Origin of the sequence: Paenibacillus oryziterrae (assembly GCF_042610485.1) — a bacterium.
GTDB lineage: Bacteria > Bacillota > Bacilli > Paenibacillales > Paenibacillaceae > Paenibacillus_AQ.
This window is the reverse complement of the sequence record NZ_JBGJZO010000003.1, coordinates 202330-226515: the sequence shown is the minus strand read 5'-3', so window position 1 is coordinate 226515 and position 24186 is coordinate 202330. Positions and strand designations below refer to the sequence as shown.

Sequence of the window (24186 nt, the reverse complement as noted above, 5' to 3'; positions counted from 1 at the left end):
GGGGGAATGGTCATGAGTGAAGTTGTAACGAAAGCTAAGCTTGCTAAGGAGACAGCAGGCGTGCTCGCCGGATTGACAACCGGGCAGAAGAACGAAGCACTGCTCGTTATGGCAGATGCCTTGCGGAGCCAAGCCTCCAGTATTATCGCCGCCAATGCCGAGGATTTGGAGCGCGGCCGCTCGAATGGAACGCCTGAATCATTACTCGACAGGCTGGCGCTAACCGTTAGCCGAATTGATGACATAGCGGAAGGTCTGCGGCAAATCGCAGTCCTTCCCGATCCGATTGGTGACCGGCTGGAGACCCTCGAACGGCCTAACGGGCTTGCGATCGAGAAGATCCGCGTTCCACTTGGAGTCATAGGTATCATTTATGAGGCGCGTCCGAATGTTACCGTGGATGCTGCCGGCTTATGCTTGAAGACAGGCAATGCTGTAGTACTGCGCGGTGGCTCCTCTGCCCTTTCCTCCAATCGTAAAATTGTTGAAGTGCTGCATGAAGCACTTGCCGGCACGGCGTTGCCGCCAAATGCACTTCAGCTAATTGAGGACCCAAACCGTTCTTCCGTTGATGAAATGTTGAAACTGAATGGACTGCTTGATGTTATCATACCGCGAGGCGGGAGTTCTCTGATTCAGAATGTGGTCCAGAACGCCACTGTTCCTGTCATCGAGACAGGTGCAGGAATCTGTCATACCTATCTCGACGCAAGTGCAGACCCGCAAATGGCAAAGAATATCAGCATGAACGCCAAAGTCCAGCGGCCATCCGTATGCAACTCCATGGAGACCCTGCTTGTACACCGTGACTATGCCGCTCTCCATCTTCAGGCTCTTGCCGAAGTATTCCGCACTGCGAATGTGGAACTGCGTGGCTGTACGGAGACTCTGGCCCTTATTCCATGGGCTGTTCAAGCGACACCAGAGGATTATGCTACAGAATATAACGATTACATTCTTAATGTTAAAATTGTCGGTGGACTGGAAGAAGCCATGCAGCATATCGCCCGCTACGGTACCATGCATTCCGAATGTATTGTGACAGAGAATACAGATCATGCGGCCCGCTTCATGCAGGAAGTGGACGCCGCTGCAGTATTCCATAATGCTTCCACCCGTTTCACAGACGGCTTTGAATTTGGCTTTGGGGCAGAAATCGGCATCAGCACCCAAAAGCTTCATGCCCGTGGACCCATGGGTCTGCCTGCACTTACTTCTACCAAATACAAGATATACGGCCACGGTCAAATCCGGGGTTAAACTAAGCAATCACATAAGGAGGGCTTTATCCATGTGTCAGCAACCTTCAATTCCACTTATTAATCACAACATCGTTTTTTATGGTGCAGGCTCCATGGCAGAAGCCATCGTACGCGGAATGATCGACCGGTCTGTGATCTCCTCCGATAAAATTGTCATGCTGAACCGCAGCAGCACTGATCGACTTGCCGAGCTTCGCGCCCGTTACGGTGTGCTTGCCAGCAATGATCCCGCGCAGCGCGAGGAATACCTCCGGACTGCACCTGTGATTGTACTCGCCATGAAGCCGAAGGATGCTGCTGAAGCACTTCGCGCGCTTGGTCCGGTATTGTCTCCCGGTCAGCTGATCATTTCCGTCATTGCCGGCCTGACAATCCGTACCATTCAGGGACTGCTCGGTACCCCACAGCCTGTAATCCGTACGATGCCTAATACATCAAGCAGTATAGGGCTTGGCGCTACCGGCATTGCCTTCTCCAAAGAAGTGGATGAGACAGGCCGCCGCCTGGCACTTAATATATTTGAAGCGGTAGGGCTGACTAGTGTAATCGATGAAGAACGCATGGAGACATTAACGGGGATTTCAGGAAGCGGCCCGGCTTATATTTACTACATGATGGAAGCTATGATCGCCGGGGGTATACGCGGCGGGTTATCCGCGGAGCAAAGTGCCGAACTCACAGTCCAGACGGTTCTGGGAGCGGCCAGAATGGTTCAGCAGACTGGCGAGGACCCGGCATCGCTCCGGAAGAAAGTGACGTCTCCAAACGGCTCTACACAGGCAGCACTTGAAGTGCTGGATAAAGGAGAATTTTTCGAGACGGTCATCTCTGCCGTTAACCGGTGTGCCGAACGTTCCAGAGAAATGGGAGCAGCCTTAGAGAAGGAATTGATGCAGTCTACTGATTAATATAAAAGGCCTTGCCCCGCAGCAGATCTATCGCGGGCAAGGCCTTTTATATGTGACATTAGGGTTCAACCAAATTCCCGTTGCTATCTCTTACTATCACTTTGACTTGTGCTGGAGCGGATACAGTTACCTTAAGGCCATATCGGGCATGCTCCAAGAAGGACTCCGGGGGGTCTCCCAGCAGAATATACAGTTTATCGCCCGATCGCTTTGTACGCAGCAGTTGATCCTCTTCGCTTGCTTCAAGAGCCTGGCTGGTCCGGTAGGTTCCGAAGACACTCAACTCGGTACCTCCATTCTGATCCACCGTTACCCCGTAAGGATCGTTCCCCTGAACAATCACCTGCTTGACTCCCTGCGGAACCGTTCCATTCCATTCCGGCAGCGGATAATCCTGAATCTCGGATGACACCATACTCCGGAACTCCTGGGTTAGCCCTAGAGAGCTGATTGCGGCAAACATAAGGCAGCATACCGATAGAAATCCGACGAAGAAAATACTAAGCACATCATAATACATCTTCGCCTTACCTTTGAACCATAACGAGTAGATCACTACTTCCAGGCCAAGCATGATGAAGATGAGCGGCCACCAAGCTAGAGCTGTCTCGAATACATCGGCCCCCTTCCATTGTGAGGTCATGATTAGCGCTCCAAGGAACAGCAGGCTAAGTCCCATAGATAATGTCCCTACGCGCCAACGGCGTACAGCTTCATCTTTGACCGGTATTAACCCGGCAGAAACAGCCTGCGGCTGAATTTCCAATCTGCTGTCTATCATTTGCTTCCCGCCCCCTTCTTCACAGACGTCCGGCTGCCGCTAAGAAGTTTAATTCCGCCGCCAATCAGCAGCACCGACACGATGATTGTTTTGAAATACGTGCTTACTCTGTATTCCAGCCGCCACTCCGGAAACCGCACATCCAGTGCAGGCACTGCCACATTGGCAAAAATGTAGTATAGTCCCAGAGCCAGCAAAGCCGCTCCCAGCCAGCCCTGATGATTCATAAAACCTTCGATAACCGGTTTGTCCTCCAGCGGCTCGCGGCCATACCTGCTTACCAGCTGAAGTCCGTCGAACAAGCTGTAGAACCAGATCACCGGGATCAAGAAGAACAGTACGGACAACCGCAGTAAATCCATAACATAGATCCCTCCAAGGAACAGGAGCATCATTTGCAATCCTCTTTTTTGCAGGCCCAGATACATTTGACCCGCACCTGGAAACGCTGATAGCAAGGTCGCGAGTACTTTGCTGCGCCGTCCATCCTCACGTCCTGCTTCAATATCCTCGAATAATGTACGGTCAGTAAGTACTTCACCCGCCAGCTTGCGGTGGATATGCTGCACAGCATCAAACATGCAGTACAGCCAGATCACTGGCAAGGCCCCGAATAACAGGAGGAATGCTGAACTGGAAGTGATGCCCGTCAGGAACAGCATGACCGTCATATATCCGAAGAACGAAATCAGGAACGATAACCCCCGCTGCATCAGCCCCATATGGAAATGCCCTAGCCCGGGAATGAACGATAGCAGGATCACATGGAACCGCTCGCTCTCCCCGCTGCGTACAGGGGGCAAGGACTGGGTCTGACCTCCTTCTTCCATTGGGCTTACGGGTGGATAGTAGTCAGGTGTTTTCAGCAGGACGATCAACATATGCAGCATGCTTATGCACCAAACGATTACAAAACCTACCGCTCCGATGGCGGCAAATCCCTCTTCACTTGAAGCAACCGCAAGCAGGAAGGACATGAACAACCCTCCAAAGCTGATCAGAAAATATATGATTCCGCGGATTTTGCTGCCGGCATAATAATGTCCTGCACCTGGAATGATATTTAGAAAAAACGCCCTTAATTTGTTCAACTGGTATTTCATCTCGTTCTCTCCTTTCTATTTGTCCCCGTCATTCATCAGCTGGTCCAGCCATCCGCTAGCCGTCTGCATCGCCTTCTCACTATAGGAAGGAGCGTGGATACTCTGCTGTACAACCACATCCATGTTTCCGCTTAACAGCTTGTCGAACACACCGGAAGACAGGAACAGCAGCGTCAGGGAAGCAGCCACAACATAATGGACAATCGGCTTGTCATACCAACGACTGCGGCGCGGTTGTTCCAAACCTGACTTACCTTCAGTGGCTACTTGAGTTGGGGTTCGATCCTGTTGCAAACGGTCCATAACCCCTGTGGCAAAAGAAACCGTGTCTCCGAGTGCCGGAAGCTCATCCTCGAGCTCATCTAGAGCCTCCATATATAATGCAAGTGCTTCCTCATCTTCAAGCAGCGTATGTTCCAGATCGTTTCTTTCTATTTCTGATCCCTTTCCGGATAGGTAAGCCTTATACACATCTTTATTGTTCAGGTACTGGCCGTTCTCTTTCACAGCCATTCCTCCTCCTTCCAATGGGCTCGAATCCACTGTCTGGCCCGGTATAATCTGGATTCCACCGTTTTCAGGGTAATCCCCTTCTCTGCTGCAATTTGCTCGTAGTTCTTGTTCTCCAGATAAAATGCTATGACAACCTCACGGTGCGCAGAGGGAAGATTGTCCACCTCGTTCCATAACCTGATCTTCCGGTCCCGCCGGACCACACCGGACAGAACATCCTCATCACCCGCGGGTGTCTGATCAAGCATGTATTCATAGTCTGCGGATTGCTCTCTCTGCCTTCCACGCCTGCGCCTTGCGTCAATGGCTTTGTGCAGGGCAATTCGGGTGATCCATGTCTTCAATCCCTGGAAGCGGTACTCGGGGAGAGCTTTATAGATCTGCAGGAACGTCTCCTGTGCGGCATCTTCGGCTTCCTTCGTATCACGAAGCACCGAATAGGTCACCTTATAAACCTGCTCACTGTATATTTCGACAAATTGCCGGAAGGCACTTCCATCTCCCTGGCAAATGGCTTTGATCATGATCTCTTCCTCAATGACTCTCCCCTCCTTCCCACAGCAATAGACGCCAACAGACTCGGCTGCCCCTGCATGAATTGATAAATTATTTCCGATCAAAAAAAGACCGTGCCGCCAAAGCTGAAATCAAGCTCTGGCGAAACGGTCTTTACTATGCGGGTATTCCATTCATATTCGTCTTGTCCAGCAGGACATACACTTATCTGCCACCGCCACGGAATTTCTGCGAATACGCTTTGACATCCTGGGCGTTCTTTACCCGATTACGGCTCCACTCCAGCAATATCCGATCGATATAGCGGAAATGAAGTTTGCCGGCGAATACAGATTCCTTCAGTGCGAGCAGAATCAGCTCCTCCGGGTAGTGGTCCTGATCCACCCAACCGGATATCGTCTCGCATTCCATCGGAGATAACGGGCGGCCAAATTCCTTCTCGAAAATACTGAACAAGCTTCGGCTTTCGCCATCACTTTCTTTACCCGGGATAGAAGGCGGGATTCTACCGCTTCCTCCACCGTTAGACCGGCCATATTCTGAGTTGGATACTTGTGCTGAGCTGTCACTTCCATCCTGAAGACGAGCCTTTGCTTCCGAAGCCAGATAAGCCCCGAGTTTGCGGTATAGCCCTGAAAAATTATAACGCTCATAATGAATATCCCGGAGCTCATCGTTGTCTCCATCAATACTGATGAAGCCATCTTTCATGAGCTTCTGCAGCTCACCAGCGAGAACAGGAATGCTCCGGCCTGTTACGGCTTGAAGCTCTTCAAGTGAAGGGAAATCAATACCCTCCACCTGCCGGAAAGAGAGCAAATGGATGAGCAGCAGTGTCTCACTGCCGCTCAAATTCAGCTTGCGGTAGTGCTTCAGCAGTGCGTAAGGAATGATGGCCATCCCGTTCTCCAGACCGTAGGACACGCCCTCGCCCCATGTGTTCCATCCATTGCTATCCATATTCGCAACCCTCTTACGGGTAGAGACGATACAGTGTACGCGGGAATGGAATGGTCTCACGAACGTGGTCAAGACCGCAGATCCAGGCAACAGTGCGTTCCAGACCTAGGCCGAAGCCGGAGTGAGGCACCGATCCGTACTTACGCAGATCCATATACCATTGATAAGTATCCATGGAAAGGTTATGTTCCTTGAAACGTTGCTCCATGAGCGCTGGATCATCAATCCGCTGTGAACCCCCGATAATCTCGCCATAGCCCTCAGGCGCGATCATATCAGCACAGAGTACGACTTCCGGACGGTTCGGATCCGGCTTCATGTAGAAGGCCTTGAAGGATGCCGGATAATGCGTGATGAATACCGGTTTGTCGTTCTGCTCGGCAATTGCCGTTTCATGCGGTGCTCCAAAATCATCGCCCCAGGCAATTTCATGACCATTGTCATTAAGGAACTTAATGGCATCATCATAAGTGATCCGCGGGAACGGTGCTTTGATGTTCTCCAGCTTAGAGATATCGCGGCCGATGGCTTCCAACTCAGCACGGCAGTTCGTCACTACGGACTGAACAACATAGCTGATAAATTGCTCTTGAACCTTCAAGCTTTCTTCATGATCCGTGAAAGCCATTTCCGGCTCAATCATCCAGAACTCAATCAAGTGACGGCGGGTTTTGGATTTCTCGGCACGGAAGGTAGGTCCGAACGAATATACCTTTCCCAGCGCCATAGCTGCGGCTTCCATGTATAGCTGTCCGCTTTGGGTCAAATAAGCATCTTCCTCAAAATACTTGGTATGGAAGAGGTTGGTTGTGCCTTCTGCGGAAGTAGGCGTCAAAATCGGCGGATCCACAAGCGTGAAGCCGTTGTTATCAAAGAACTGCTGCACTGCACGGATAATCTCTGCACGAATCACCAGAACCGCCCGCTGCTTTGCGGAGCGAAGCCATAGATGGCGATGATCCATCAGGTAATCCACACCATGTTCCTTCGGAGTAATCGGATAGTTCTCGGTAAGATGCAATATTTCAATCCCGGTCACGGTCATTTCATAACCGGATTGACTGCGCGGTTCTTCACGGATAATTCCGGTTACATATAACGAGCTTTCTTGAGTGAGGCTTTTCGCGTCCTCCCATACTTGCTCAGGGACTTCCGATTTCACCACAACACCTTGAATATATCCAGTTCCATCGCGAAGCTGAAGGAATTGGATTTTGCCGCTGGAACGCTTGTTGTTCACCCAACAACCGATTACAACGCTTTGTTCGACATGTTCATTCACTGTTTTGATTACTGTCTTGTTAGCCATGCCTTTACTCTCTCCTCTGAATTAGCCGTTAATTCCTTGCACAATACGGTGTGTATCGCGTGCAATAACAAGCTCCTCATTTGTCGGAACCACAAGCACCTGTACCTTAGAATCTACCGTAGAGATACGGCGCGGATTGCCAGAGCGGATTTTGTTCGCTTCGGTATCCACTTCAATGCCAAGGAACGTCAGATTGCTCAGTACTTTTTCACGAAGCAATGAAGAGTTCTCGCCGACACCGGCAGTAAATACGATAATATCTACACCGTTCATAGCAGCAGCGTATGATCCAATGTATTTCCGTAGACGGTATTCGTACATATCAAGAGCAAGAATACAGTTCGGGTCACCTTTTTCATAACCATTCTCAATATCACGCATGTCACTGCTAACGCCAGAAATAGCCAAGACGCCACTATGCTTGTTAAGCATAGAGTTAACCTCGCCTACGGACAGTTCTTCCTTATTCATGACATAAGGCACGATCGCCGGGTCCAAATCTCCGCTGCGCGTACCCATCATCAGACCTTCAAGCGGTGTCATACCCATGGAGGTGTCCACGGAAATACCACCTTGTACTGCGGTTACGCTGCCGCCATTACCGATATGGCAAGTAATAATCTTCAGGTCTTCAAGCGGACGCTCCAAATATTCCGCAGCAGCCTTGCTTACGAAATCATGGGACGTACCGTGTGCGCCATAACGGCGAACTTTGTATTTATTGTACAGTACTCTCGGAATAGCATACATATAAGATTTCTCAGGCATTGTCTGGTGGAACGCGGTATCAAATACAACGACCTGCGGAACACCTGGCATATTAACCTCAGTTGCAGTAATACCCATCATTGCTGCGGGGTTATGCAGTGGAGCAAGGTCAAACAATTGACGGATTTTAGCTTTGGCATCGCCATCAACCAGTGCAGAAGCTTTGAAGAACTCGCCACCGTGCACTACACGGTGCCCAACTGCATTAATCTCATCAATCGATCCAATAACACCATGTACCGCATCAGTAAGACATGCAAGAACCTTACGGATCGCTGTGTTGTGTTCCAGGATTTCACTAACTTCTGTTACTTCCTGTTTGCCGGTTGGCTTGTGCGTCAGTATGGAGGAATCCATCCCGATGCGTTCTACCAAACCTTTAGCCAGAACTGATTCATCAATCATATTGTAAAGTTGATATTTTAAAGAAGAACTACCGGAGTTAATTACTAGAACGTTCATGCACGGTCACCATCCTTGTCATACTTGAAGAAGCCCTCGCCTGATTTCATACCCAGCTGTCCCGCACGCACCATCTTTTTCAGAATCGTGGACGGACGGTATTTCAACTCGCCATATTCACGGAACATACGCTCCAGTGCGGCAAGTACGGAATCCAAACCGAAACGGTCAGCCATCTCAAGCGGTCCATATTGGAATTGGTAGCCGATACGCATAGCATCATCGATATCCTGCGCCGAAGCTACACCTTCCTGCAGAACATGCATAGCTTCATTAATGAACAGGCAAATGAGGCGTGAAGTTACAAATCCCGGGGATTCATAAATCATTACGCCTTTTTTCTCTACAACATCATCAACAAAAGCTTTGGTTTCCTCAAATGTGGAATCGGATGTCTTCAAACCGCGAACGATTTCGACCAGATCCACTTTGGCAACAGGGTATATGAAATGCATTCCGATTACGCGCTCAGGATACATTGTCGTGCTGGCAAGCTCTGTTAAGCTTAGGGTAGAAGTGTTGCTGGCAAGAATAATGTGACTCGGACATACTTGGTCCAGCTGATTGAGCACTTTTTTCTTAGCTTCAAGGTCTTCTACGATCGTTTCGATGACCATATCGCAAGAGCTAAGCTCTGCAAAATGTGTTACTTTTTGAATCCGGCTAAGGATCAGCTTCTTCTCGGCTTGGGTAATTGCCCATTTCTCCAATTGTTTGTCCAAGCTTGTCTCGATCATTTCATAGGAATAATCCAGTCTTTCAGGGGTTTTCTCCACCAGCATAACATCCAGGCCCTTGGCTGCCAGCATTTCGGCAATCCCTTGTCCCATCGTGCCACCGCCAATGACACCAATTTTCTTAAAATTCATCAAAACTCCATCCTTTCAGGTATCTATACTTACTAATGTACCTTTTCTGTCGTTGAAAAAAATAAGCCCGACATATAATGATATCTTAGCATGCCTGAAAAGTAAAAAAAAATAACCGGCATAAAGAATTATGCCGGTAAAAGGACACTGTCACGAAATTGACAACGAAATTGCTCTCCAGAGAGTACTTCTTCCTTCATCAGGATATCCAGGGAATAATTGAAAACATTTCGTTGATTATTCAGGATCTCATGCGTGCGCGCCATCAAATCGTCCAATATTTTACTATTCTCTTTCATAAGCTCCTCAGTCGTAACCATTTCAAGTCTGGCAATCCCGAGGGATGTCAGCCCCGATTTCATCATCGTCTCTACAATTCCGAGGGCCTGATCGAAATCTCCCCGTGAGCCAGTACTTCTTCCACCATAAAAAATGACTTCAGCAGCGGCACCGCCGAGTGCGATCATGATCTGTTCTTCCAGATAGTCTTTAGTATACAGGTATTGTTCGGATTGCGGATTATGCCGCACATAACCGAGTGCCTGACCCCGTGGTGTCAATGTAACCTGACTCACACTTCCAGGCCGCAGCAATTCAGCCATAATAGCATGTCCAAGTTCATGAATGGCAACACGTTTCTTCTCTTCCTGATTGGTCTCACGGTCTGTCTTTTCACCCATCATGACCTTATCAATGGCCATCGACAAATGCCGCTGCTCCACTACCGTAAGATTCTCGCGCATCATATAAATAGCCGCTTCATTCATGACACTTTCAAGCTGGGCTCCAGAGAACCCATAAGCTTCCTCGGCGATCCTATCGAGGTCGACCTCATCATGCAGAGGTTTGTTTTTGGCATGAAGATCAAGAATTGACTTGCGGCCCTTTTTATCAGGCATATCCACTTGTATATGTCTGTCGAACCGGCCAGGGCGCAGCAATGCCGAATCTAGCATCTCCTTGCGGTTAGTCGCCGCTACAAGCAGTATACGCGGAGTATCATTGTTATAAATTCCGTCCATCTCGGTAAGCAGCTGATTTAATGTCTGGTCATACTCGCGCTGTTGGCCGCCTTCCCGTTTGCCGCCGATGACGTCAATTTCATCAATAAAGATAATAGCACTTTGCTTATTCTCTTTGATGGCCCGTGTACGGGCATCCTTAAACAGATCACGTACCCGCCCGGCACCTACACCGACATACATTTCAACAAATTCACTACCCGATGCAGCTACAAACACAGAATTGGTATAATGGGCTGCTGCTTTTGCCATCAGGGTCTTACCTGTTCCCGGAGGACCTGTCAGCAGAATACCCTTTAAGGGACGAATCCCGAATTTGCTGATTTCTTCGTGACGAATCAGAAAATCCAAAGCTTCACGCAGCTCCTGCTTAGCGTTATCCTGGCCGCCGATTTCTTCAAACGTAAGTTTGGAGGGTCCGCTTTTCTTGCGCTTCTTATCCGCACCGGCATTCACTGTAAGTCCACCCCGCAGATGAGCGATGAGGAGAAAGGCGCCTAGCATAGCAGCAGCTACGAGCACAGGTACAATATTAATCCCCAGAAAAGCCATAAAAACCAAAAGTATAGGAATGAATCCGGCTAATATTTCTTTTGTATATTTAGGCATTATTCCATACCCCCATTGTCTCTGGCTGCCGCGGCAGAATAATATATTTGCTCTCCTTGCCGTTCGTCAAACTTACATACACATTCGTTTCATCCATTTCCGTAGTGGCTGTTACACCTTCATATTCTGACTTTAATTCATTCAAAGTAGCGGGAATCAAAGTATATTTCCGGCTTTCCATCGCTTCGGCTACAGAAAACATTGCTTTGTCCCATAGCTCATCAAGCACAGCATTCGAATGCTGTTCAATATCAAGTGCCAGGGAACGGCTTCCAATGGCCGATTTACCTTCAGTCGTAATAAATTGCACTAGTTCACGTAATTTCGTTCCTGGCTCCAAATCAAGTTTCAAAGCTACCTGATTGCGGTTAATAGTTATTTGTGAATCGTTGACACCTTCATAGCTGTCCACGATCTTTTGCAGCGGCTCCTGAATAGCATATTGGCGATACAGAAACCACCCGCCGAACAAAAGCGCGGCTGATAGCAGCGAGGTCAGTAATACAGGCACAAGACGCAGTTTCAAGTAACGTCCTCCTCTCCATATTGGCAAATCCATAACACTCTATACCAACGGTGAACAATAAGGGCTGATTTCTCTATATCATCTGTCCAGACCCTAGATACAAATAGTAGTATATCACAGCTATATATACTAGAAGAAAAGAAAGTGTGAATTTATTTAAAATTTTTACAACTAATTTCTGCCTTCTCCGGCCAACTTTACCTTTATATCGACAAAAAAGACCGAATCGTTAGCGATTCGGTCTTTTTTCTGTATCATAATCATAAAAAACATGTCGTCCAAACCCGAAATATATTCTCCCAAGTATATACTTAGCGTATACACCCGAAACCACATCATTATCTATCGGTTAGGCAGCTTGTATCCGTCACCGATAGATGTTCCATCTGAGAAACGATAGAAGCGGTAATAATAGCGGCCGCCCTTTTTATAAAAAAGCTGCCATGCGTACTCACCGTTATAGGCTCCCGGCAGCAGTCGTTCAATGGATATTCCGGGAAGATCTTGTGCAATAATTGATCTAATCTTTTTCTCCGAGGTACCGCTGCTTACCGGCATTCCATATACCGCACCGTTCCCTTCAGCTACCTTGCCATCGACAGTAAAGCGGACCCAGACCATCATGCCCGTCCCTGCCTTGTCCTTGCCTGTCAGCACCCAAAAGATCGAGTTCTCATCCCAAACGGATTTTTGCACCTTATCGACCTCAGTCAGATCCGTCAAGCTGTAGGCGGCTTTCATCGCTAGGCTCTGCTCCTCCCATTGGTCATCCATAATGAAGGCATAGAAACGGCTTAGTACAAACAGAAGGAGCAGCGCCACGCCAAACCCCAGCAGGATCCATTTTCTCCTCTTCCTCAAGGTTCAGCTTCCTTTCTCGTTAAAATTACACGTATCTTACCGCTTCAGCAGGCCCTCGAACGATTCCTGGGCTTTCCGGCGGATCATTTCCTCATCAAGAGTCAGGCAAGCACCGTTCTTCACAACCTGGCGGCCGTTCACCCACACATGCGCAACATCCTTTGCACTTGCTGAATATACCGCATGAGACAGCAGATCGGTATGCGGAAGCAGATGGGGCTGATCAATATCAATTGCTATAAAGTCAGCTTTCATTCCGGGAGCAAGTCTTCCCACATTGTTCAAGAAAAGCGAACTCGCGCCATACTCGGTAGCAAGCTGCAATGCCTGCGGAGCAGGGACAGCGGTAGGATCACCGCTAATTCCTTTATGAATCAACGCAGCCAGGCGCATTTCCTCGAACATGTCCAGGTTATTGTTGCTTGCCGCTCCATCCGTTCCAAGCGATACAGGCACACCTGCACGAAGCAAGTCGGTTACACGCGCAATGCCGCTTGCAAGCTTCAGGTTGCTGCCGGGATTGTGGGACACTCCCACCTTGTAACGGGCGAGAATTTCAATCTCCTCATCTTCGAGGTGAACACCATGCGCTACCAGTGATGGGCGAGTGAACATGCCAAGGCTCTCCAGGTGAGCTACGGGACGCAGGCCATAGTCTGCCACGTTCTGCTCGACTTCACGACGGGTCTCCGACATGTGGGTATGCATCGGGAGGTCCAGATCATGAGCAGCCTGAACAAATTTCACGAAAAATTCCGGAGGGCAGGTATATGGTGCATGTGGCGAAATCATCGACGTGATCCGGCCATCTGCTTTGCCATGCCAGGTACGGGCGAACTCGATAGCTTCCGCTAGCTTGTGGTTCTGTACATCCTCAGGGCAGAGTCCGATTACACCGCGCATCAGAACGGCACGGATTCCGGATGTTGAGACCGCTTCCGCGACACGATCCATATGGTCATACATATCGAGGAATGTCGTAGTCCCGCCTTTAAGCATCTCTAAGATCGACAATGAAGATCCCCAATACACATCGTCACCCGTAAATTTTTCTTCCATCGGCCACATTTTCTCCTGCAGCCATACCTGCAATGCAAGATCGTCCCCATAGCCTCTCAGCAATGACATTGCTGCATGTCCATGTGTATTTACCAGGCCCGGCATAAAGAGCAGGCGGCTACCGTCTACTACTTCAGCACCTTCATGATCAGGTTCTTCTTCGCCTATGTAAGTGATCAGATCATTTTCTATAATCATATATCCGCTTAGGACAGGTTTGTCTGTTCCGGGAACCGTAAATCTTCCGTTCCGGATAAAGGTTTTATTCGCCATGTTCAACTTCTTCCTTTCCATCTTGTAAATAATAAGCCAAGCTCTGCAAATCTGTAGTGAAATCTGCTGCATGAATCCGGATAGACGCTGGGGTCTTCAGAATAACAGGTGCGAAGTTCAGAATAGCTTCAATGCCTGAATCCACGAGGATATCCGCCACATTCTGCGCCTCTGATTCAGGAACAGTGATAATACCAATCCGTATGCCTTGCGCACGTATGGTACTTCCCAGTTCTTCCATTGGCTGTACAGTCAAATTATTAATCTTCTCGCCAATCTTCGGCTCGTAGGAATCGAACACTGCTGTAATTTTCATGGTGTCCTTCAAATAGGCATTATAGTTAGATAACGCATGCCCCAGATTACCGGCTCCAACCAATGCCACGTTGATTTGCTGGTCCAGCTTGAGGATATGCCGAATTTTTTCAATAAGGTAGCTGACATCATAACCAATGCCTTTTCTTCCGAAATCACCGAAATAGGCTAAATCCTTACGGATTTGCGCTGGATTAAGATCCAGCTTTTGTCCAAGCTCCTGAGAAGAGACGGTTGCGATTTCACGTTTGTGGAGATCGTTAAGAAAACGCAGGTAGATTGGCAACCTGCGGACAACAGCCTCCGATATTTTATCCGATTTCATATTTTCTCCTCCTATAAGGTTATATTCTGCATAAACGGAGATTCAAGTTCCGCGAGTAATTTTATTGTGTAAATCGGGCGTTTAGGAGACGCCCCCCTCCTCCAGCCATTCGGCAATACGCGGGACCATCTGGTCAGTCCGCATATGTTCCATTTTAGGTCCTGGCAAGGAATAAAGGAAATACTTACCGTAATAAGACTCAATTACCCGGGTATCATACACAATTACAATCCCCCGGTCTTTCGCAGTTCTCACGAGACGGCCAAAACCCTGCTTAAAGCGTATGACCGCCTGCGGAACCGACAGCTTCATAAATGGATTCTTCTTCTGTGCCTGCAGCAGTTCCGATTTCGCCTCTGCAAGCGGATGGTTAGGCGGTTGAAACGGCAGTCTGACAATCGCGAGACACGTCAGTGCTTCCCCGGGGATATCGACTCCCTCCCAGAAGCTGCTGGTACCCAGAAGTACGGAAGCACTGCTGTCTTGAAAACGGCGGATCAGCTTGCTTCTGCTTCCCCCTTCCACGCCCTGTCCCAGCACGGTGATGTCCTGCAGAGACAACGCTTCCTTCAAAGGATCATACACCTGCCGGAGCATACGGTACGAGGTGAACAACACCAGCATTCTTCCCTTCGTGGTTACCGCAGCTTCTGCGAGCGATTGCACCAGTGTATCAACAAAGCGTGCATCACCAATACTGCCTTTTACACTTGGGAAGTCTCTTGGGATTACTAATAACGCTTGCTCCCGGTAATGAAACGGCGAGGGAAGCTGAACCGTCATAAGGCGGCCTTCTTCCGCAGCTTCATTCAGACCCAGGTTATCGATCATAAATTGAAAAGATTTATCAACAGATAGTGTGGCCGAGGTCAGAACAATACTCTTTTTCTTATCAAAAAATAATTCCTTTAGCTGGGAGCTGACGTCTACGGGAACTGCATAGATCTGCAGCGACTTGCTGCGGTAATTTCCGTTCGCTTCCAGCCAATATACTACACTTTCATCGTTCAAGCCCATAAAAAACCGCACTTGATCCCTAATGGCTGCCAAGTCTTTAAATAAGCCGCCAATATCCGTTATCAGGCTGTCGGAAGAGGACTGGCCATCCTGATCCTTCATTTCATTCAGCATTCGTTCGCCATTCCGCAGAACATCGCTGAGTGTGGTAACCATACCATTCTCAAGCGCGGCAAGCTCTGCCCAATTGGCGGGCTTTTTACCAGGAAGCAGGCGCAGAATCAATTGACCCGCTTCACCCGCTCCGGCATCGCTTCGATCCGGAAGAAGACTAAAAAGCTTCTCGCTCAGGGCATCCCAGGTCTCTTTCACGGTGATCAGATCCGTATATATGCGGTCGATAATCGCACTCCATTCTCCTGCCTGTTCACTTCCCGCAGTTTGAAGCTGCTGCCGGAGTACAGGAAGCTGCCCATTGCGGCTGTCTTTAAAGAGACGGGAGAGTGTGTGCGTAACCGTAAAATGCTTCATGTGCATACCCAAATGCTTACCTGCTACATCCTCCAGGTGATGGGCCTCATCAATGACCAGGTGCTCGTAAGCTGGCAGCAATTGATGGCCCGCCTTCACATCTGCGAACAATTTGGAATGATTCGTAACCACAACGTCCGCAATTCCAGCGGAATGTTTCGCCCGGTGATAATAACACTTGCGGAACCAAGGGCAGGAACGGCCAAGACAGGAATCAGTATCACTAGCTACAGACTCCCAGAAATCACCGCCACGGTTACCCATATTTAACTCTTCGTCATCACCCGACTCCGTCTGTGTGAGCCAGACGATCATTTGCGCTGCCGTAAGAACATCTTCTCTTGGACTTACAAAGTCTTTCCGGTTTATTTTATGTTCAAATTTGCGCAGACACAAATAATGGCCTCTGCCTTTAAAAATCGCCGCCTTGAACGGGAAGGGTACTACTTGTGTCAGCAGCGGAATATCTCTCTCGCGTAACTGATCCTGGAGATTGATCGTATGCGTGCTGACCATGACCTTCTGCTCCGTTTTGACACTCTGATAAATCGCCGGAAGCAGATAACCCAGAGATTTGCCGGTTCCGGTACCGGCTTCGATTAATAGATGTTTCTCTTCTTCGAGCGCCGTCATTACCTCACCGAACATAATTTCCTGAGCTTCCCGGCTTTCATAGTGCGGAAGCGTTTCTTTCAGGCGCCGGGTCACTTCAGCCAAATAATCGGTGAAGGACAAGTTATCCAACGGATTGCTGCCGATATCTTCGCGGGGAGGTGTCAGTTCAGACCAGTCTCCCACTTGAAGCGCAAGCTGCCGGTAGAAGGTCAGCTCACCTTCGGGCTGAAAGGCCTCCATCTCCCGTTCACGAAGCAGACCGTCAAAATACCATCCGAGGTCCCCATCTCCATCCGCGAACAGCTCTGCGAGCCGCTGAATGGTTAGCAGCGGAAGGCTGTACAGTTCCTCCAGACACTTCAGCAGCACTAGAGCTGTAGCAAGTGCATCGCTGTCCGCCTGATGAGGACGTTCATGTGTGATCCCGAAATGATTACTTACGGCTCCAAGCTGATAGGTCGTCAGCGAGGGAAAGCTAATCTTCAGAAAATCAATTGTATCGAGAATACGACCCTGGAAAGGCAAATATCCGCACCGGTCCAAGGCATTCTGCAAAAAATGAAAATCAAAAGAGACGTTGTGTCCTACGAGCACAACATCATCCAATAACGGAACCAGCTCCATCATCATTTCTTCCAGCTCAGGCGCATCCTGCACATCGCTGTCCGTTATACCCGTCAGGCCCGTAATAAAAGGAGGAATCGGTGTTCCGGGCTTGACATAGGAACCGTATACACGGGAGATGGACAGGTCTTCTTCTATAATGGCAAGGCCAACCTGTATGATTTCACCCACAGATTGGGTTCCCGTCGTTTCAAAATCAAGCACGGCAAATTTCATTGTAAGTTCTATTCCCTTTCACTTGAGACTCCTTATCAGCATAACAGAAGTTACGAAAAAAGGCGATGCACACCGACTTGTACAGTGGATGCATCGCTTGGATTATAACGGCTTATGATTACAAAAGCGAAACAAGCTGGCTTCCATACTGAAGGACGCCTCCCTTGCGGTGGCAGACCTCCAGATTCACCTTCGGCTCCGGCAGTTGAGGATCATGCTGGAGTGCTAAACTAAACAATTCACGGGCCTCGGCATATCGTTCCTCAGAAGCCCTGATGCAGCCCATGACATTATAGATCAGGGCCATAAGTTGCCTATTTCGAACAAGACGCAGCATATGCTCCAGATGTTGCCACGTCGACTCATTTTGTCCCAGGTATAGATGGGACATAGCTAAATATAGCCGGCCGGACAAACTGTCGGGATATGCTGAAATAACATTGTTGAACTGCTCGACGCATTTGGCATACATTAGCAGCTTGTAATACCCTTGACCCCGGGCGAAGGATTCCATCGCAAGCTCCGGGGCTTCCCGGCGGACTGAAATATCATCATGATCCACAGATAAATCCGCCGTCAAGCTAAAGTTGCCCATCTTCTCTGCGAAAACCAGCCATTCATCCATAACGTCATCGCTTAACCGGCGAAGCATGTGGTATTTGCCCAGAAGATCTTCCCGGCGGGCGCCTTCCGCTGTAGGGTAATCAAGGATGATTTCCTGAAGCATCTCGTTCATTTCAGCAAATAAATGTTGAAACATGGGACATCCCACCCTCACTGATAATGAAATCAGATCGACTTGCCTGACTTCATTTTTTGCCGGGAGCGGCTCTTTCATCCCTTCCATTGATTACATGACCCGGTTAATCTGTATTCTTGGTAAATTATGCTATCGTCGCGTGTATTTCATGGTCCGCCAGTTTGACAGCCTTGTTGTTGTCGTCTACAAAAACTACAGTTGGCTTATGGTTTGCCAGCTCTTCCTGCGACAACATCGCATAAGAGATAATAATTACGGTATCCCCCGGATGTACCATCCGGGCTGCAGCACCATTCAGACAAATGACGCCGCTGCCGCGTGGTCCAGGAATGACGTAAGTTTCCAGACGTGAGCCGTTGTTATTATCGACAATCTGCACCTTCTCATTCTCCAACAGATCCGCGGCTTCCATCAAATCTTCGTCAATGGTGATACTTCCCACGTAGTTCAAGTTGGCTTCCGTCACGGTTGCCCGGTGTATTTTGGACTTCATCATTTGTCTAAACAAGGGCTGGTACCTCCTTAGGAATAAATACGACGTTATCGATCAGACGTGTTCTGCCAAACTTAACAGCCAGTGCCATGATAACCTCTCCGCCCGTTTGTGCCAGGTATGCTGCCGAATCCAAAGATTCGAGACCCGAGAAGGTCAATACTTCAGCATAATCAATAACAGCAAGCGGCGACTCGGCAATAATTGAAGACAATATCTCTTTAACTTCCAGAACCGTTGTCGCCCGGCCTTCATCAACCGCTGCACGAGCTTCCCGCAGGGAACGGGACAATACCAGAGCCTGACGACGCTCCTCTTCGGACAGATAGACATTCCGGGAGCTCAGCGCAAGACCATCCTCTTCACGGACGATCGGGCAGGCAATAATGGTAACGTTCATGTTCAGATCGGCAACCATCTGGCGCAATACCGCAACCTGCTGGGCATCCTTCAAACCAAAGAAGGCATAATCCGGCTGAACCATGTTGAACAGCTTATTGACAACCGTAGTCACGCCGTCAAAATGTCCGGGACGGGATGCTCCGCACAGCTGTGTAGTCAGTCCGGATACCATTACCTTGGTACGGGTTGGCGTCGGGTACATTACCTCTACCGAAGGAATAAAGACGATATCCGCGCCTTCACGTTCTGCAAGTTCCAAATCACGTTGTTCATCACGCGGATACGAAGCAAAATCCTCGTTAGGGCCAAACTGGAGCGGATTAACAAAAATACTCATAACGACCGTTCCGCACATTTCCCCGGCACGTCTCAGCAGGCTTGCATGTCCCTCATGCAAATACCCCATTGTCGGTACAAGTCCGATAGGGCCGTGACCCCCGTCCCGCATATATTCAATCGCTTCGCGAAGCTGTTCTATTGTTCTAACTACTCTCATCTTACTTCACTCCTTTGCCGGCGTGGCCGTATAAAGATTCAAGAACACTCTCATCTGCGGAGAACACATGGCTTTCATCCGGAAAAGCGCGCTGCTTCACGTCTTGCACATATCCGCTGATCCCTTCGCGGATCAAGCTACCGATGTCTGCATATGTCTTGACGAAACGCTTCTCCCGGTAAGCCGGAGTATAACGGAGCAGATCGTGGAAGACGAGCACCTGCCCGTCGCAGTTGCGTCCGGCACCGATTCCGATGGTAGGAATGCTGAGCTCACGGGATATAGCAGCTGCAACTTCCTCCGTAACCAGTTCCAGAACGACGCCAAACGCGCCAGCTGCCTCCAGAGCCTTAGCCTCATCCATTAACCGCTGCGCATCCTTGGCATCCTTGCCCTGAACCCGGTAACCGCCGATCATATTCACGGATTGTGGCGTAAGTCCGATATGACCGAGTACTGGCACACCGGCAGCAACCACCGAAGCCACTGTTCCGCAGATTTCCAGACCCCCTTCCATCTTCACGGCATGGGCACGGCCTTCCTGCATTAATCTCCGCACACTGCGCAGAGTCTCATCTATTCCGCCGTGATAGGTCATAAAAGGCATATCCGCGACGATAAAGGTATGCTCCGCCCCACGTGTTACTGCACGTGTGTGGTATACCATGTCTTCAATCGTAACCGGCAGTGTGGAATCATATCCAAGCACCACATTGCCCAGCGAGTCCCCAACAAGAATGAGGTCAATCCCCGCTTCCTCAGCTAGACGGGCCGAAGGGTAATCATATGCAGTCAGCATGCTCAGAGGTACGCCGTCCTGCTTCATTTTTTTCATCCTCACAATGTTTAAAGCCTGTTTCTCAGCCATTTCTCTTCATTCCCCTTTTCGAATAAGGATGATAGCCATATCCGTGCAAACTAAAAAACCCTTTAGCATGTCCGCTAAAAAGGTCCGAAGGGCAGTAGAAGAGTCACTCGCGATCGTCCCTTCTGTCTCGGTCCTTACGGCTCAGAGCAGAATCCAACGTAACCGTCATTACAGTTATGAAGGCAATTCCAAAATCCTGTTCATCCTGATGTAGTTCAGCCAAAGAGTGCAGTTCGAATAAAAGGATACCACCTCTAGCCATAGTATACCAAATCTCAAATAGAAATACACGTCAAAAATATGACAAGGGATGATACCCTTGCCATAGCTTAGATCATTTCGATTTCTCCTGAACACACGCTGAATAGTTGTTCCTGATTATCCTTAAGCAGCAGGCCGCCTTCATCATCCAGTCCTACCGCTGTACCTTCTCTGCGTCCTTGTGCCGTATTTAACCCGATCTGACGGCCAAGCGTCACAGATAAGGCTTCCCACAGCTTTCCGATGGGACTGAAGCCTTCGTCCAGATAAAGCTCATATAATGACTGCAGCTCCGCGAGAACGAGCCCGGCAAGCTCCATCCGGTCCACTGGAACACCCGCACGTTCAATCAGAAGAGAGGTTGCGATTTCTTTCAACCCGTCCGGATAATCGTTCTCGGTCAAGTTAGCGTCGATTCCGATACCTGCAATACAGTACTGCAATTGACCTTCGCTTAAGCTGGATTCGAGTAGAATCCCGCATACCTTACGACCTGCCACCAGCAGATCATTCGGCCACTTAATCCCTGCTTCCACGCCGGTTCCCTTGCGGATGGCCCGGCATACCGCAACGCCCGCCAGCAATGTAAGCTGCGGGGTCGCTATGAGCGGGAGCTTCGGGCGCAGAACCACACTCATCCAAATCCCTTTGCCTTTGGGGGAATGCCATTTCCGGCCCATTCTGCCTCGGCCACCTGTCTGTTCTTCAGCGATTACCGCCGTCCCTTCAGGAGCGCCGCTCTCCGCCAATTTCTTAGCCTCTTCCTGGGTGGACAGGGTAGTCTCCAGATGCTGCACCTGACCATTCCAGCCGTAAGCGGATGTTCCGCGATCCAGACCGAAAGAGTATCGGGTATCAAAGTTGCTCATGTCCAACCATCCTTTTTGCTTCCTCCAGCAATAATTGCCTGTCGTTAATAATATCACCGGCTGCTACTGCCAGCAGCAGTTCGTGTAGTAAGGCGCCAAGCCATGGGCCTGGACGCCTGTCTAAAGATTTCGTCAATTCCTTCCCGTCTACGGCAAGGTCCGCCAAAGAGTTCACAGGCATCTGCTCCATCCACTTGTGTGCCAGCGACAGGAGGTTCTCCGATACTGGTGTATCAGCATCAGGTGTACAGGCCAGTGCAACGGTATCAATGTCGGGTTCACCGGGTGTACGGGCCGGTGTATCGGCATCTAGGCCGGATGCAACGGGTGTAGGGGCCGGTTTAACGGCATCAATGCCGGGTGCATCGGGTGCATCGGGACTGTAAGCCGATACACTTGCTCCAGGCTGACCTGGAGCGCCCGCAGGCAGCTGAGCAAGCAGCGCAAGCCACCCGCAGGCGGCTTCCGTGCCATGCGCCAGCACGGCGGCGATCCAGCGCCGCCGCAGCTTCTCCGTGCCGCCCGGGGAACCCGGCGGCACTTCGTCCAGGGCAGCGGTCCACGCGTCGCGGACCCGCAGCACCCCGGCGACGGCGGACCGCGTCGCCCCGGAGAACGTCCATGCCCGCAGCAGCTCATCGGCCTCTACGGCCGACTGCCCCAGGGCATGCAGGAGCAGCGCCCACCGCAGGCGGGCGCTCTCCAGTTCCCCGATCCCGGACGACAAGGCGGCTGCTGCCGCCAGGTCGTCTCCGGTCCAGGGGAACGGGGCCTTACCGCGCGGCAGCAGCCCGCTGCGGACAAGCAGCCCCAGGCCGCGCCTAGGATGCGGCCCTTCCACGATGCGCTCCAGCTCTGCGCGGAGCCGCTCCACGGCGATATACGCCAGTTTGTCCCGCTGGCGAAGCAGTCCGCGCCACGTATTCTTGGCGATGGAGAAATCAAGAACCGAAGCGAATCTGACACAGCGGAGCATACGCAGCGCATCTTCTTCAAATCGCTCTTCCGCATCACCGACGCAGCGTATGACTCGGCGGCCCAGATCATCCGCACCTTCGAAAGGGTCAATCAGCCCGCCAGCTATGCTGCGGGCCATTGCATTGATCGTGAAGTCACGCCTCCGAAGATCCTCCTTCATATCCGTAACATACACAACCTGTTCCGGCCTGCGGTAATCCGCATATCCGCTTTCAGTCCGGTATGTCGTGACCTCGAAGTTCTCACCGTCCTGCAGCACCGTAATTGTCCCGTGCTGCAGTCCTGTAGGTATACATCTCGGAAACAGCGTCATAACCTGCTCCGGCACAGCAGAAGTGGCAATATCCATATCATGTACAGGCCGGCGGAGTAGCTCGTCCCGGATACAGCCCCCAACCCAATAAGCCTCATATCCGTTGTCTATCAGTTTGGCAATCACCTTGCCAGCGGCTTCAGCCATTCCGGGATGTGCCATTGTCCATTCCATATTTAACTCCTTATCTGCACCGTACAGCATTCATTCCCGAGAGTTTGCGGCCCAGCACACGGTAATAAATATCCTCATACTGGCCTGTTATTTTATCACGGTTGAAATCCTCACAGGCGCGCTGCAGGCAGGCTTTGCGGAACTGCTCTGTCATTGCCTCATCAGTCAGTAATTGAACAGCATATTCAGCCATTACTGCTGTATCGCCAACCGGAGCAAGAAATCCGGTCTCGCCATGACGGATAAGTTCAGGTATGCCCCCGGTATTCGAACCAATGGTCGGTACACCACAGGCCATCGCTTCAAGAGCGACCAGTCCAAAGCTCTCCTTCTCCGAAGGAAGCAGCAGCAGATCCGCCATGGAGATCACCTGGGCAATTTCATCCTGTTTGCCGAGAAAGCGTACTTTCTCATCCAGTCCCAGCTCATTAATCTTCGCCTGGATCTTAGGCAGCTCCGGACCCTCACCAACAAGCAGGAGGCGGGAAGGAACCTTGGCACTAACTTTAGCGAAAATATCCACCACATCACCCACCCGTTTGACCGGGCGGAAATTGGAGATATGCATCAGAATTTTCTCGTCAGGCGAAGCGAAATCCTCACGAAGATCTGCAACCTCACGGGGATAATACACACGTTTGTCGACAAAGTTATAGGTTAAGTCAATATCCCGTGTAATATCCAGTACACGGCGTGTCTCCTGAATTAGATCCTCCGATACCGCCGTCACTGCATCACTTTCATTTATTCCGAGGCGGATCAGGTCCTTCAGCGATTCATCCTGGCCGAGTACGGTAATATCAGTACCGTGCAGAGTCGTGACAACCTTCATCTCGTTCCCCAGCATCTGTTTCGCCAGAAATGCGCATACCGCATGTGGAACAGCATAATGCACATGAAGCAGATCCAGCTTCTGCATCTTGGCAACCTGAGCCATTTTGGTTGCGAGAGCCAGGTCATAAGGCGGATAACGGAACACATAGTAATCGTTAACCTCAACCTCATGATAAAATATATTCTTCTGAAACGTTCCAAGCCGGAACGGGACACTATGGGTAATAAAATGAACTTCGTGGCCTTTCTCGGCCAGCAGCTTGCCCAGTTCAGTCGCAACCACGCCCGAACCGCCCAGAGACGGATAACAGGTAATGCCTATTTTTAATAACCGGTCCATGAACTCCGTCCCTT

At 50.0% G+C, this 24186-nt stretch carries 24 protein-coding genes; 3 read left to right on the top strand and 21 right to left on the bottom strand.

Annotated features, from left to right (window positions below; translation table 11 throughout):
* Window positions 1-12 precede the first annotated feature (12 nt).
* Together ACAN55_RS05750 and proC are read left to right on the top strand one after the other, a co-directional pair.
* Entirely contained in the window at window positions 13-1260 is a 1248-nt protein-coding gene (locus ACAN55_RS05750; RefSeq protein WP_379129334.1) for a glutamate-5-semialdehyde dehydrogenase, read from the top strand.
* A gap of 31 nt (window positions 1261-1291) precedes the next feature.
* On the top strand, window positions 1292-2170 hold the full coding sequence (gene proC / locus ACAN55_RS05745) for a pyrroline-5-carboxylate reductase (protein WP_379129331.1): 879 nt from the start codon (window positions 1292-1294) through the stop codon (window positions 2168-2170).
* Window positions 2171-2228: 58 nt separating this feature from the next.
* On the opposite strand, the gene ACAN55_RS05740 is transcribed toward proC, so the two are convergent.
* The 18 genes from ACAN55_RS05740 to panB form a co-directional block, all read right to left on the bottom strand.
* Window positions 2229-2951: a hypothetical protein gene (locus ACAN55_RS05740; protein WP_379129328.1), complete on the bottom strand. Its 723-nt coding sequence runs from the start codon at window positions 2949-2951 to the stop codon at window positions 2229-2231.
* The gene (locus ACAN55_RS05735) at window positions 2948-4054 is read right to left on the bottom strand and encodes a hypothetical protein (protein ID WP_379129326.1); all 1107 of its coding nucleotides are present in this window, start codon (window positions 4052-4054) and stop codon (window positions 2948-2950) included. The genes ACAN55_RS05740 and ACAN55_RS05735 overlap by 4 nt, the downstream gene beginning before the upstream one ends.
* A gap of 15 nt (window positions 4055-4069) precedes the next feature.
* Window positions 4070-4561, bottom strand: coding sequence for a hypothetical protein (locus ACAN55_RS05730; protein ID WP_379129324.1), 492 nt, complete (start codon window positions 4559-4561; stop codon window positions 4070-4072).
* Window positions 4558-5091 (bottom strand): RNA polymerase sigma factor, encoded by a 534-nt coding sequence (locus ACAN55_RS05725; RefSeq protein ID WP_379129321.1) that lies wholly within the window; start codon window positions 5089-5091, stop codon window positions 4558-4560. Before ACAN55_RS05725 ends, ACAN55_RS05730 begins: the two co-directional genes overlap by 4 nt.
* A gap of 196 nt (window positions 5092-5287) precedes the next feature.
* On the bottom strand, window positions 5288-6043 hold the full coding sequence (locus ACAN55_RS05720) for a DnaD domain protein (RefSeq protein ID WP_379129318.1): 756 nt from the start codon (window positions 6041-6043) through the stop codon (window positions 5288-5290).
* A 13-nt stretch (window positions 6044-6056) separates the two neighbouring features.
* Window positions 6057-7352, bottom strand: coding sequence for an asparagine--tRNA ligase (gene asnS / locus ACAN55_RS05715; protein ID WP_379129314.1), 1296 nt, complete (start codon window positions 7350-7352; stop codon window positions 6057-6059).
* A 21-nt stretch (window positions 7353-7373) separates the two neighbouring features.
* Window positions 7374-8582 (bottom strand): acetate/propionate family kinase, encoded by a 1209-nt coding sequence (locus ACAN55_RS05710; RefSeq protein ID WP_379129312.1) that lies wholly within the window; start codon window positions 8580-8582, stop codon window positions 7374-7376.
* Window positions 8579-9451 carry a 3-hydroxyacyl-CoA dehydrogenase family protein gene (locus ACAN55_RS05705; RefSeq protein WP_379129310.1) on the bottom strand — a complete coding sequence of 291 codons (873 nt, stop codon included), beginning with the start codon at window positions 9449-9451 and terminating at the stop codon, window positions 8579-8581. Before ACAN55_RS05705 ends, ACAN55_RS05710 begins: the two co-directional genes overlap by 4 nt.
* Window positions 9452-9579: 128 nt before the next feature.
* Window positions 9580-11082 (bottom strand): AAA family ATPase, encoded by a 1503-nt coding sequence (locus tag ACAN55_RS05700; protein ID WP_379129308.1) that lies wholly within the window; start codon window positions 11080-11082, stop codon window positions 9580-9582.
* On the bottom strand, window positions 11075-11608 hold the full coding sequence (locus ACAN55_RS05695; protein WP_379129305.1) for a hypothetical protein: 534 nt from the start codon (window positions 11606-11608) through the stop codon (window positions 11075-11077). Before ACAN55_RS05695 ends, ACAN55_RS05700 begins: the two co-directional genes overlap by 8 nt.
* A gap of 342 nt (window positions 11609-11950) precedes the next feature.
* On the bottom strand, window positions 11951-12469 hold the full coding sequence (locus tag ACAN55_RS05690; RefSeq protein WP_379129302.1) for a cell wall elongation regulator TseB-like domain-containing protein: 519 nt from the start codon (window positions 12467-12469) through the stop codon (window positions 11951-11953).
* Between the two features lie 36 nt (window positions 12470-12505).
* The gene (locus tag ACAN55_RS05685; RefSeq protein ID WP_379129299.1) at window positions 12506-13801 is read right to left on the bottom strand and encodes an amidohydrolase; all 1296 of its coding nucleotides are present in this window, start codon (window positions 13799-13801) and stop codon (window positions 12506-12508) included.
* Window positions 13791-14441 (bottom strand): redox-sensing transcriptional repressor Rex, encoded by a 651-nt coding sequence (locus ACAN55_RS05680; RefSeq protein ID WP_379129295.1) that lies wholly within the window; start codon window positions 14439-14441, stop codon window positions 13791-13793. The genes ACAN55_RS05685 and ACAN55_RS05680 overlap by 11 nt, the downstream gene beginning before the upstream one ends.
* Window positions 14442-14522: 81 nt before the next feature.
* Window positions 14523-17384 carry an ATP-dependent DNA helicase DinG gene (dinG, locus tag ACAN55_RS05675; protein ID WP_379129293.1) on the bottom strand — a complete coding sequence of 954 codons (2862 nt, stop codon included), beginning with the start codon at window positions 17382-17384 and terminating at the stop codon, window positions 14523-14525.
* Between the two features lie 118 nt (window positions 17385-17502).
* Window positions 17503-18144 carry a tetratricopeptide repeat protein gene (locus ACAN55_RS05670; RefSeq protein WP_379129291.1) on the bottom strand — a complete coding sequence of 214 codons (642 nt, stop codon included), beginning with the start codon at window positions 18142-18144 and terminating at the stop codon, window positions 17503-17505.
* Between the two features lie 124 nt (window positions 18145-18268).
* Window positions 18269-18652, bottom strand: coding sequence for an aspartate 1-decarboxylase (gene panD, locus ACAN55_RS05665; protein WP_379129289.1), 384 nt, complete (start codon window positions 18650-18652; stop codon window positions 18269-18271).
* Entirely contained in the window at window positions 18645-19535 is an 891-nt protein-coding gene (gene panC / locus ACAN55_RS05660) for a pantoate--beta-alanine ligase (protein WP_379129287.1), read from the bottom strand. Before panC ends, panD begins: the two co-directional genes overlap by 8 nt.
* 1 nt (window position 19536) lies before the next feature.
* Entirely contained in the window at window positions 19537-20403 is an 867-nt protein-coding gene (panB, locus tag ACAN55_RS05655; RefSeq protein ID WP_379129285.1) for a 3-methyl-2-oxobutanoate hydroxymethyltransferase, read from the bottom strand.
* A 67-nt stretch (window positions 20404-20470) separates the two neighbouring features.
* On the opposite strand from panB, the gene ACAN55_RS05650 reads away from it, so the two are divergent.
* The gene (locus tag ACAN55_RS05650; RefSeq protein ID WP_379129283.1) at window positions 20471-20617 is read left to right on the top strand and encodes a hypothetical protein; all 147 of its coding nucleotides are present in this window, start codon (window positions 20471-20473) and stop codon (window positions 20615-20617) included.
* Window positions 20618-20732: 115 nt separating this feature from the next.
* Here ACAN55_RS05650 and ACAN55_RS05645 read toward each other — a convergent pair whose 3' ends face one another.
* From ACAN55_RS05645 to bshA, 3 genes are read right to left on the bottom strand one after another with little or no spacing between them, the layout of a single operon-like run.
* The gene (locus ACAN55_RS05645) at window positions 20733-21533 is read right to left on the bottom strand and encodes a biotin--[acetyl-CoA-carboxylase] ligase (protein WP_379129281.1); all 801 of its coding nucleotides are present in this window, start codon (window positions 21531-21533) and stop codon (window positions 20733-20735) included.
* Window positions 21520-22998, bottom strand: a complete 1479-nt coding sequence (locus ACAN55_RS05640; RefSeq protein ID WP_379129279.1) for a CCA tRNA nucleotidyltransferase — start codon at window positions 22996-22998, stop codon at window positions 21520-21522. Before ACAN55_RS05640 ends, ACAN55_RS05645 begins: the two co-directional genes overlap by 14 nt.
* A 10-nt stretch (window positions 22999-23008) precedes the next feature.
* Window positions 23009-24172, bottom strand: a complete 1164-nt coding sequence (bshA, locus tag ACAN55_RS05635) for an N-acetyl-alpha-D-glucosaminyl L-malate synthase BshA (protein ID WP_379129277.1) — start codon at window positions 24170-24172, stop codon at window positions 23009-23011.
* Window positions 24173-24186 lie beyond the last annotated feature (14 nt).